Below are 11,145 nucleotides of genomic sequence, written 5' to 3'. Positions count from 1 at the left end.
ATAGATGATAGATGATAGATGATAGATGATAGATGATAGATGATAGATGATAGATGATAGAAATTATACTTTAAATCAGTATTATCCAAATATTTAGTGAAAATAATTTGGAATTTTTTATAAAATTTCTCAAAAAAAAAATATTTAATTAATGATTAAAAAATTAATAGTTGTCATGAGTTTTTTATTGGCAATCGCAGTTTTTGGACAGAAGAAAAATGATATTCAGTCTGTCAGCGATGCAGCAGAAAATTTGAGAGTTGCAATGATCAGTGGCGAAAAATCAGCGTTGGAATCATTGATCGTTCCAGAATTGACGTACGGGCACTCGGGAGGTCATATTGATGATGCTGCAGAATTTGTCGAGAAATTAGTCAGCAAAAAATCTGATTTTGTAACGATTGATATCTCTAATCAAAACATACAAATCGTAGGAAATACAGCGATTGTCCGTCATCATTTTTACGCAACGACCGCAGACCAAGGGAAAGCACCAGGCGATGTGACTTTGGATATTTTATTGGTGTGGACGAAGGTGAAGAAGGATTGGAAATTGCTGGCCAGGCAGGCGGTGAAATCGGAGAAGAAAAAGTAGATCAGACTTTTATGCAAATCTTACTTAGCAGTGCTACTACAAACGACGACTACCTCATTATGTGTCATTTTGTTCATAGTTAAAAAAAAATATTGAAACTAATTAATGTATTACTAAAGATTTGGAGATGAAAAAAATACTAATAACAATCTTTTTTTTCTCATATTTCTTCTCTTTTTCACAGAGTGCTAATCTAATTTTACAAGTGAATGGTAAAATTATAACTTCAGAATTTGATAATATCTATCTCAAGTTTGATTTAGAAGATCATTCAAAAATTATTAATGTTAATTACTTGCCTGGAGATCTAAGTTTAACAGAGGAAGCATGGGTAATCATCAAAAGTCAACCAGAAAAAAAATTCTATTTACATGTTGATTATTACACCTATAAAAGTGGTAAGCAGAATATAGTAAATTTTGATATTGAGCTCTCGAAATATCTGCTCGAACAGAAATATTTGATTGCAGATATTTATGATTTCAGAAACAAATCCTATAAACATAAATATCAATATTTAACTGACAAACATTATCTTGTGCAACTTTATTGGCGTCCAGAGAATGGAGTTCATGGAATATATATTCCAAGAAGGTAGTATCTTTTTAAATTTCAGCTAAAGCCATTTGAATTTATCCAAAAAAAGAACTAAAACGAATAAAAAACCCTTTCTATTGATAATTTAAAATTCTGCAATTCCTACGGCTTATCAGAGCAAATCTACTCCATCAACTAACTGTCTGAACGTCGTTAGAGCATTTCAATATAATAATCGCCTATTACATTTAAATGGAATAAAAATTGTAAATTGGCTTTTCAGATATATAGATTAACCTTAGTTCGGGATAAGGCTCTACAAAACGCAAAGCTAAACAAAAATAGTAATTACATGATTTTCTAAGATTTAGGATATACAAAGGCGTGAAACTTATCAAAGTAATACAAAATTCTTGTATTGCTTTGATAAACGAAGTGGCATTGTTTAACTTAAAAGCGTTTCAAAAAGTAGAATTTCTTTGTTTTTCTTTGCGATAAAATAGCATTGTTTTGAAAATCAATTATTTAAAAAATTGTTTATCCCGAACTCAGGTTAGATTATGCAAAGAAGGCTACATATAAGAAGTAAAAGAGAAATCATTGAAAGAGCGAAAGAACGAAGAATAGTTGTCGAATTTGCGAAAAATGCCTCTTCAAATGCTAAACGTTCTTCCAAAGCTTTAGAAATATCGTATGACATTATAAAAAACGGAGCAATTTTCAAAATTTTTGAGAATGGAATGATTAAAACTGCGAACTTAAAAAAGATTGATTCAAATAGATCAAATCTTAAAAAAGGAAGTGTGATATGTCTAGAGTAGATACTGATTGCGGAATTAGATAATCAAGAATTAAAGATTAAGATTGACTCTGAAAGATTTCCAAGCTTGTTTATTGAATATTTTATTAATAAGCTTTGATTTTATTTCAATCACTTTACTCTAAAATTCTGCAACTCCTCCGGCGTATCGCAGCAAACCTGCTCCATAACCTGTCTGAACTGCATTTTCAGCATTTCAATAATATGATCTCCTCCTTTATCTCCTAAAGCTCCGACGGCATACATAAAAGTTCTTCCCATAAAGGTAAATTCTGCGCCGCAACTCAACGCTCGGGCAACATCAGGACCTGTTCTTACCCCACTGTCCATCATAATCTTGATCTGACCTTTGTATTTTTCACTGATTTCTTTTACTACGGCAATCGTTGATTCTCCTGCATCCAACTGTCTTCCGCCGTGATTGGAAATAATCATTCCATCAAAACCTAAACGAACGGCTTCTGCAGCATCTTCATCGGAAGCAACGCCTTTGATGACCAGCTTTCCTTTCCATTTATCACGGATGGCTTTGATTCGGTCTGAATTTAACCTTCCGGAAAAAGTGGAATTCATGAACTGTCCCAATTGCTTCACGTTCATGTTTTTGTCCATGTATTTTTCCATCGTTTTAAAACTGGGAACACCATGTTTTAAAATTTCAAGACACCATTCAGGTCTTGCCAATGCCTGGGAAACATTCCTGAAATTCAGTTGTGGAGGCATTGCCAAACCGTTTCTGATTTCTTTTGCTCTGTAACCGAAAGTAGGAACATCGGATAAAACACACAAAACATCATAACCGGAAGCTTCACAACGCTCAAGAATATCATCACGAAGCCACTCTTCTCTCGGATGATACAGCTGATACCATGCTTTTCCTTCGGTTAATTCAGCGATTCTTTCAAGACTGCTGGTTGTAACCGTACTTAAAATAAAAGGAATATTATGTTTAAATGCCGCTTTTGCTAAAATTTCGGGAGCGTTCGGCCACATTAACCCTTGCAAACCAACGGGAGAAATTCCAAACGGTGCAGAATATTTTACACCGAATAATTCCGTTTCCATATTGGCTTCCGCATAATTATTGTTCAGGTAGCGTGGACGCAGCAGAACTTCCCGCAATTCATTTGTATTTCTGTCACGGTTGATATTTTCATTACAACCGCCATCCAGGTATTCGAAAGCGAAACGGGGCATTTTCTTTTTTGCTTTTTCGATCAGCAGTTCGAGGGAAGCATAATTGGTATCAAATGGAAAAGACATAATTGGTTGTTGGTTGTTAGTGGTTCGTTCGTGGTTCGTTCGTGGTTGCTGATTGTCAGTTTTTGAGCTTTTGGGACCTTGCGGCCAACTGACAACAATTAACTGACAACTACATTATTTTACAAATTTAAGATTAAAGGCTGAAGTACCTTCATCTGATAATGCTGCTGTAAAAAAGTTTCATCTATTTTTTTATTGGAAATCACCATGGATGCTCCTAACGCTGATCCCAGCGGAGAATGGGTGGACATCACATTGTAATGCTGAAAATGATGAGACATCAGCTTCATAAAGACATCATTGTCAGTAAATCCTCCATCAATATAAATATTTTTGATTTCTGAATTTCCGATGGCATTGGTAATAGTATGAATCTGCAAATCCATTAACTCGATCATTAACTGATGGTACGCTTCTTCAAACGTTGAAAATGAATTCAGATCTGTTGCAGTAATCATTTTTCGTTTTAAAATAATCCCTTCAAAACGGAAATAGATATTTTTATTTTTCATCAGACGCAGATACAGGTCCTGATCAAACTGTACTTCCCTATGGAAACCGTATTCTTTTCCGTAATAAGCACACAATTTTTCGACCTGAATTTTATACTCGTTGCCCATGAAGAAACGGGATGCTTTCACGCGTTTCCCATCGATTCGCATATAGTTGAGACAATTGTTTTCAATATCTTCATCAGTTAAACTTTCATCATTGAATGGATTTAAAGAGATACTCCACGTTCCTGTCGAAAGCAGTAAAAACGGTTCTTTTTTACTTAAAATATAAGGCAAAAGTGCAGAAGAACTGTCGTGAATTCCAACGCCGATCTTAATTTTTTTATTCCTGTATGAGGTATTGATGCTCGCAGAGGTGGGAACGATGGGACCTAATAAAGCATCTATTCCTTCGTCATATACCCAGTCGTGATAATCTGCTTTGTCGTAATCCCACAAATTGGTATGACATCCGATTGACGTAAATTCAGATACACAGATTCCGGTAAAAAGATAGGATAAATACTGCGGTAAATGAAGGCTGTAACGGATTTTCCTGAAAACTTCCGGATGTTTATACTTTAACCAGAATAACTGCAGTCCGGAATTCAGCATTCCTGTTTGAGGGGATGCGGTTTCGCGGGCAATTTTCAGTTTGCTGCCATGTTTTTCATAGAACAGATCAAGAATTTCCTGATCCATCGGTTTGGTGTAGTTGTACAGAGGTGTCAGTACATTTCCTTTCTGATCAAGGTGCACGAAACTTGCTCCGTAGGTAGAAAAATTGATGGCTTTTACTTCAAAATTTTCATCATCAAGAATGGCATTAAAATTATCTTTAATCCAGTTCTGCAGTGCTGCCAGATCTTCTGTGGGATAACCGTCTTCGTCTGTGGTAAGAGGAAGTTCGGTATATTCTCGAACAACTTCTTTATAATTCTTATCAAATAAAAAGAACTTTTTGTTGGTTTTTCCAATATCAAATACGATAGTTACCTTTTTTTTGGACATTCCTGGGATGAATTTTAATGATTTATTATAAAATGGTTATTAGTTTTTATTCAAAATTTGATTTAATAAATTCTGTTTTTTCTAACGCAAAATACGTTAAGATTTTTTTGACAGGCCGACTGTTTTTAAGTTCGCAAAGGCGTTTCAATCAGCAAAGTCACTAAAGATTTTTTATTTGTGTAAAATTTAAAATTTGCTTAAATTAATTTAAAATTTTAAAACCATCAAGGAGTGTTTAGTGATTAAGAAAAATTAAGAAAAAAATCCACTGATTTCCTAAATAACGAAGCCTGGACTTAATTTCCTAAACACCCTGGTCTCAACGGTAAATAAGGATATATAATTAAACTTTCGATTGCACCTGAAAGTAATTATCAACTTAAACGGATTCTACAATCCTGTAGCTTTAGCCCAGCCTCTTTCAGAAATCAAAGTCCCTCTAACCTTTAAACTTCTGTAAGCAGAAATCGGGTCTAAAGCCGCACCAGTCTGTAATCTTGCAGCTTTCAGTAAGGGGCGGACATCTGTTCTGTACGCATTCTGCAAAATATCCTGTGCAGCAACAACATCGTTGTTTAACTGCGCTTCTTTCAACGCTTTTTGATCAACCAGAAGCGCCTGAGCATACGCAATTAAGATAGCTTCCAAAGACTGCAATAAATCCTCCAGAGGATCTTTGATGTTATGACTTGCATCGATCATCCAAGCCGGATAAGGATTATTGGCATTATTTTCCATTCCGTAGACCAATTCGTTAAAGATCAGGAACAAAGCATAAGGCTTTATAGAACCCACCGTTAAATCATCGTCTCCATATTTGCTGTCATTGAAGTGGAAGCCACCTAACTTTCCTTTATACATCAAGGTTGCAACGATCTGCTCAATATTGGTATTCGGTAAATGATGTCCAAGATCAACCAAAGTGAAAGCTCTATCCCCGCAAGCATTTGCCAGCATAAAAGAAGTTCCCCAATCCTGAATTGTGGTTGAATAGAAATTCGGTTCGTAAGGTTTGTACTCGATAAACAGTTTCCAGTCTTCCGGCATTCCTGCGTAGATTTCTTTTAAACTTTTTTCAGTGTTCGATAAGGCGGTCTGGAAATTTAGCTGTCCGGGGAAACTTGCTCCGTCCGCCAGCCAGACGGTTAAGCTTTTTGAACCTAATTCTTTTCCGATTCTGATCACTTCTTTGTTGTGTTCAACAGCATATGCACGGGAATCTTCACTGACAGAATTTAAAGATCCGAATTTATACGACTGTTTAGCATCCGGCTGATCCTGAAATGTGTTTGAATTCATCGCATCGAAGATCAGTCCGTGAGAAGCTGCACTTTCTTTCAAAGCACTCACATCACCTGGAATATCCCATGGGATATGAAGTGAAACCGCTCCCGCAGAATGCGTCAGCGCATGCAGCAATCCAACGTCATCCAGTTTCTGTTCTAAAACAGCAGGTTCACCACCGTAAGAAAATCTTCCGAAACGCGTCCCTCCTGCGCCCAAAGCCCAGCTTGGAATTGCTACCTGAAAATCGGCGATTTTATTAACGATTGCACCAACGTCTGACCCTGATTTCGTAAGTTTATTCTGTAGAAAATCAAAGTCTGAATTAAAATTTTCAACTTCGTTTTTATTGTATTGCTCAATGATATCTTTTCCTATAATCATAGTTTGATTTTTAATTAACCTTGTCTGGGTTCAGAACCCGGACAAGGTTGAATTTATTGACTAAAATTAGTATTAAATATTGATTTCGATCTTTCCAATGACTCTCGAATCTATCTGTTCCTGGTTTTTTCTTTAATTTGAACAGATGAATCTTATTTCTTTATTTCTTGCAGTCCAACCTCAATGCACATCTTCTATGTGATGAGGGGTGCGACTACCCTTTCCTTCGACAGGCTCAGGATAAACCATTCGACAGACTCAGGATAAACCATTCGACAGGCTCAGGGTACACCCTTTGACAGGTTCCGGGTAGACCCATAGCGGATTGGCTGCCCAATACATTGAAAGTTAAAAAACTAACAACTGTAATCCGACAACCAAATATTATCTCGGGAACGCATTGGCCATTCCGCCATCCACATTAATAATATTTCCAGTTGTTTTATCCAGAATTGCCACACAGGCAAAAACCCCGTTTGCGATGTCTTCCGGAAGAATAATTTCATTTAGCAGGTTTCTCTTTGCATAAAATGCAGGTAATTCTTCAACCGTAATTCCGTTTGCTTTTGCACGGCCCTCTGCCCATGAACCTTCCCAGATTTTACTTCCAACGATAACCCCGTCAGGATTTACTACATTCACACGGATTTTGTCTGCTGCCAATTCTGCTGCCAATAACCTGGTCATATGCTGTTGAGCTGCTTTTGCAGTTCCGTACGCCACGTTATTTGGCCCTGCAACCAATCCGTTTTTACTCGCAATGCTTACAATGTCTCCTCCTAAATTTTGCTTTTTCAAAACCTCAGCACCACTCTTTGCCATTAAGAACTGCCCTTTTACAAGAACGTTTTCCAATAAATCCCAGTCTTTGGATGTCGTATCTTCCAGAGATTTGGAGATAGCCAGACCCGCGGAATGCACGATGATATCTACTCCGCCAAATGCCAAAACAGTTTCTTTAAATGCGTTGGCAATGGCCTCTTCGCTGGTCACATCACAAGTTACGGCTACCGCCTGGTCCTTGCTGTATTTTGCAGTAACTGATTCTACAGCTTCCTGATTGAGATCTGTGTATACCACAACAGCACCTTCCTGAACCATTTTGTCAGCAATGGCCTGCCCGATTCCGCCTCCGGCACCTGTAACAATCGCAACTTTTCTTGACAGTGGTTTTTCTTTAGGCATTCTCTGCAATTTAGCCTCTTCCAATAACCAGTATTCAATGTCAAAAGCTTCCTGTCTTGGTAAAGAAGTGTATTCAGAAATTGCTTCTGCGCCACGCATTACGTTGATGGCATTCACATAAAATTCACTGGCTACACGGGTCGTCTGCTTATCTTTTGAGAAACTGAACATTCCCACTCCCGGATAAATAATGATTACCGGATTCGGATCCCGCATTGCAGGGCTGTTCGGATGCTTACAAGATTCGTAATATTCCTTGTACTCCTTTCTGTACTGTTCGAAAAGAGGGTGCAATTTTTCTAAAATCCCTTTAGAATCACTTAAATCTTCATTTTTATCTAAGGTCAGCACCAAAGGCTGAATCTTTGTTCTCAGGAAATGATCCGGACAGGAGGTGCCCAGCGGTGCCAAACGTTCCAGATCGTTACTGTTGATATATTCCAGAACTGCATCGCTGTCTGTAAAATGACCTACCATTCTGTTTTCAGAAGAAGCAAGACCTCTCAGAAGAGGCATAATCTGAGCAGCCTTGTTTTTACGTTCTTCAGCAGGAAGAGATTCTACTTTCTGTCCGCCAAATATCTGTCCTTTTTCTTCAATTTTTTTAGCAATATATTCAGAAGCCATTTCGATCACTTCCAAGCTATTGATGTACGATTCATAAGAGGTATCTCCCCAGGTAAACAATCCGTGGCTTCCTAAAACGATTCCTCTGATTCCAGGATTTTCGGCTAAACATTTTTCCAGCTGCAATCCCAGATCAAATCCCGGACGCTGCCATGGAACCCATCCCATGGTATCCCCCCATATCTCTTTGGTAATTGCTTCGCTGTCTTTTGCTGCAGCTACTGCAATTAATGCATCAGGATGAAGGTGATCAATATGTTTAAATGGAAGTAACCCATGCAAAGGTGTATCAATAGATGGAGCCTTGCTGTCAAGATCAAAAATACAGTGGTCAAATAAGCCAACCATTCTGTCTTCATCTGCCAGACCGTCATATACATTTTTAAGGTTTCTGAGTCTTTCGGTATACAATCCGGCGATTCCTTTTCTTGTAAGGGTTCCGATGTCACCACCTGAACCTTTTACCCACATAACTTCAACTTCTTCGTTGGTAAGCGGATCTTTTTCGATGGTCTTGCAACTTGTGTTCCCTCCACCGTAATTGGTGATTCTTAAGTCTGCTCCTAATATGTTTGAACGGTATAAAAATAAAGCTACCTGGTCATCCCCGAAAGATGCAGCCTTGCTTTCATCCCATAAATAATCTACGTATTTGAATGTTGTTACGTTTTCCATTTGTTTTCTTTTTGTTTTCTGAATTTTAACCCAAATTTAGACTGTAGTTATTTTTACAGCATCCCGTACTATACTGCTGAACTGATTATTTAAAGATCAGTTAACACTGACATTTATCATGTTTCGGTTCAGCTGTACGGTCACGTCATTGGGATTAAGGATCAATTAATATTGGTGATTGGTATTTAGTTTTGATTAGTAGCCCGGAAGCTGTGTAAGATTAGGGTTATCGATTAAAGGATGACCTGCAGAAGCGGCCGCAAAAGGAAGCAATTCTGTTTTATTGGGTACAAATCCGTAGAAAAGGCCGTCTCCACCGCCTTCGATCCAGTTCGGATAAACGCCGCCATTTTCAAATGATCCGGTTGGTTTAGTATAGATAATATTTCCAATTTGAAGTACATTAAAACCTCCGGTAAAGCCTACAGCTTTTCTTGCATTACCATTAAATGTACTTGTGTAAGCCTGAAACATATTCGCAGGATACCATTTGTCATCCGTGGTTGAAGCTTGACCGTTCGCTGCTGCAATAGCTTTCAAAGTTACCTGATATGCAGCATATCCTGCTGAACTTGTAGGAACTGCCTGAACTTGTGCGATCTGTGCAGGATTTGTTAAATCAATATAAGTAACAGCTAAGAACGGATCTCCATAAATCTGTGCATTCTTGTGATATTTGTAAAGACGATATATTGGAGTTGCTGCAAACTGGCCTGTACGGTTAGAAAGGTTTTTCATCGCCTGTTTTGTCGCATCAATCTCACTAGCCAAACGATTCATTCTGATTAAATCGGTACGAAGCGTAAATTCATCCGAAAATTCCCACTTTCGCTCCTGCACAAGAGCTGACTCAAAAGCTTGCTGACCGCTTGGTATAGGTAATGCTCCAATTCCTGCACGGTTTCTCACCTGCATCAAAGCTGCTATTCCTGGAGCAGTAGGTCCATTATTTAGATAATTTTGTGTTTCTGCATACATCAATAATACATCAGCATATCTGATAACAGGAATATTCAGGTTACGCGCATCTGCAGCCTGTGGCTCTACACACCAGGAAATTCTAAACTTACCGGGCATAATACAAGAGTAAGTAGTACCTACATCTACCCAAGTATCGGTTGCTGCACCAGTATTTAAGAAATAAATACTATAAGAAGTTGTAGCAACATCTCTACGTTTATCTGCTGAATTAAAAGACAGGTAATAACTAGGAAGTATAAACTGTAACGCTTTACGAGAGCCATACGTACCCCCTCTAGACCCTGGATGTGCATACACTCCAAAAGCAGAGTTTGTATTGGGTCCGAATTGAGCAATATGCCACATCATCTCCTGGTTTACAGCCGCAAAGTTTCTTCTGTCGAAATTAAACCATAATGTTTCGAAAGCACTTTTTCCACCTGAAGCCTGTACCAAACTGTTGGTTCCACCATTGATTACAGAAGCAGCTGCACCGTCTGCAATTTGATATAATTGTTGTACTCTGGCATTGTCCGGACGGCGAGATACGATCCCGGGAGCTCCGGTATTAAGATCCCAACGAAGAGAATAACCTGCTGCATATAAAGCAATTTTCGCTAAAAGTGCATTGGTAGACTGCTTGTTTAATCTTTCTGGTGTCCCGTTGGAAACCGGCAAACTGTTTACCGACTCTTGGATGTCACCGATAACTTTATCATATATAACATCGCGTGAAGTACGTTTAGGATATAATGTGTTGGGATCGTTAGGATCAGCCTCTTCCAAAGGTATCCATATTGCAGGCACATCACCGTAAACTCTGATCAAGTTGTAGTAGCAAAATGCACGAATTGCCTTAGCTTCTGCCAAAAGAGCATCACGCTTTGGGCTGGCCGGCATATCTGGTAATCTGTCGATTGCAATATTCGTTCTTTCTATTACTGCATACATGGCAGAGTAGACCCCTGTAATCGTATTAGGCGTTTTTGAATCATAAAAATAATTACAGATATTATATTTAGAATTATTTGTTGACCCATCTTCAGAAGAATGGGTAACTGTGTCTCCTGCACCCAATTGATAAAACATTTCGGTAGGAATAAGACCTCTGTAAAGACCCTGAACAAAAGCATCTGCAGTTTCTATATTTGTGAATACAGATTCTGTGTCAGAAGAATTAAATGCCGGCTGATTAAGAAAATCATCACTGCAAGAATTGATGCTCAATCCTGCTACCATAATAGTTGGTATAATGATTAGTTTTTTAATTAAGTTGTGTTTATTAAATATATTTTTCATGATTGAAACAT

8 protein-coding genes are annotated in these 11,145 nt (G+C 38.0%); 3 read left to right on the top strand and 5 right to left on the bottom strand.

The features are described from left to right. The first annotated feature begins 151 nt into the window (after window positions 1-151). The 3 genes from AC2A07_RS05755 (at window position 152) to AC2A07_RS05745 (ending at window position 1,953) form a co-directional block, all read left to right on the top strand. Window positions 152-595 carry a nuclear transport factor 2 family protein gene (locus tag AC2A07_RS05755; protein WP_484049626.1) on the top strand — a complete coding sequence of 148 codons (444 nt, stop codon included), beginning with the start codon at window positions 152-154 and terminating at the stop codon, window positions 593-595. Between the two features lie 127 nt (window positions 596-722). After that, window positions 723-1,193, top strand: a complete 471-nt coding sequence (locus tag AC2A07_RS05750) for a hypothetical protein (RefSeq protein WP_484049625.1) — start codon at window positions 723-725, stop codon at window positions 1,191-1,193. A 499-nt stretch (window positions 1,194-1,692) separates the two neighbouring features. After that, window positions 1,693-1,953: a hypothetical protein gene (locus tag AC2A07_RS05745; protein WP_314492690.1), complete on the top strand. Its 261-nt coding sequence runs from the start codon at window positions 1,693-1,695 to the stop codon at window positions 1,951-1,953. A 110-nt stretch (window positions 1,954-2,063) separates the two neighbouring features. Here AC2A07_RS05745 and AC2A07_RS05740 read toward each other — a convergent pair whose 3' ends face one another. The 5 genes from AC2A07_RS05740 to AC2A07_RS05720 all read right to left on the bottom strand — a co-directional run bounded on the left by AC2A07_RS05740 (window position 2,064) and on the right by AC2A07_RS05720 (window position 11,134). After that, a complete protein-coding gene (locus tag AC2A07_RS05740) occupies window positions 2,064-3,215 on the bottom strand; it encodes an alpha-hydroxy-acid oxidizing protein (protein WP_314492688.1) in 1,152 nt (383 codons plus the stop codon). 119 nt (window positions 3,216-3,334) lie between these two features. Further along, window positions 3,335-4,720 (bottom strand): FGGY-family carbohydrate kinase, encoded by a 1,386-nt coding sequence (locus tag AC2A07_RS05735; RefSeq protein WP_484049624.1) that lies wholly within the window; start codon window positions 4,718-4,720, stop codon window positions 3,335-3,337. Window positions 4,721-5,110: 390 nt separating this feature from the next. Then, window positions 5,111-6,388: a sugar isomerase gene (locus tag AC2A07_RS05730; protein ID WP_484049623.1), complete on the bottom strand. Its 1,278-nt coding sequence runs from the start codon at window positions 6,386-6,388 to the stop codon at window positions 5,111-5,113. 384 nt (window positions 6,389-6,772) lie between these two features. Continuing rightward, entirely contained in the window at window positions 6,773-8,875 is a 2,103-nt protein-coding gene (locus AC2A07_RS05725) for a bifunctional aldolase/short-chain dehydrogenase (protein WP_484049622.1), read from the bottom strand. Window positions 8,876-9,070: 195 nt separating this feature from the next. Further along, a complete protein-coding gene (locus AC2A07_RS05720) occupies window positions 9,071-11,134 on the bottom strand; it encodes a RagB/SusD family nutrient uptake outer membrane protein (protein WP_484049621.1) in 2,064 nt (687 codons plus the stop codon). Between the last annotated feature and the right edge of the window lie 11 nt (window positions 11,135-11,145).

The sequence above is a fragment of the Chryseobacterium sp. HNCC26DJ238 genome (assembly GCF_057180465.1).
This window is presented reverse-complemented; position numbering and strand designations above follow the sequence as displayed.

Bases quoted from the DNA above. Each gene is read 5' to 3' on its own strand.
- AC2A07_RS05755 (WP_484049626.1), top strand. From the start codon at position 152: ATGATTAAAAAATTAATAGTTGTCATGAGTTTTTTATTGGCAATCGCA.
- AC2A07_RS05720 (WP_484049621.1), bottom strand. From the start codon at position 11,134: ATGAAAAATATATTTAATAAACACAACTTAATTAAAAAACTAATCATT.
- AC2A07_RS05740 (WP_314492688.1), bottom strand. From the start codon at position 3,215: ATGTCTTTTCCATTTGATACCAATTATGCTTCCCTCGAACTGCTGATC.
- AC2A07_RS05725 (WP_484049622.1), bottom strand. From the start codon at position 8,875: ATGGAAAACGTAACAACATTCAAATACGTAGATTATTTATGGGATGAA.
- AC2A07_RS05735 (WP_484049624.1), bottom strand. From the start codon at position 4,720: ATGTCCAAAAAAAAGGTAACTATCGTATTTGATATTGGAAAAACCAAC.
- AC2A07_RS05745 (WP_314492690.1), top strand. From the start codon at position 1,693: ATGCAAAGAAGGCTACATATAAGAAGTAAAAGAGAAATCATTGAAAGA.
- AC2A07_RS05730 (WP_484049623.1), bottom strand. From the start codon at position 6,388: ATGATTATAGGAAAAGATATCATTGAGCAATACAATAAAAACGAAGTT.
- AC2A07_RS05750 (WP_484049625.1), top strand. From the start codon at position 723: ATGAAAAAAATACTAATAACAATCTTTTTTTTCTCATATTTCTTCTCT.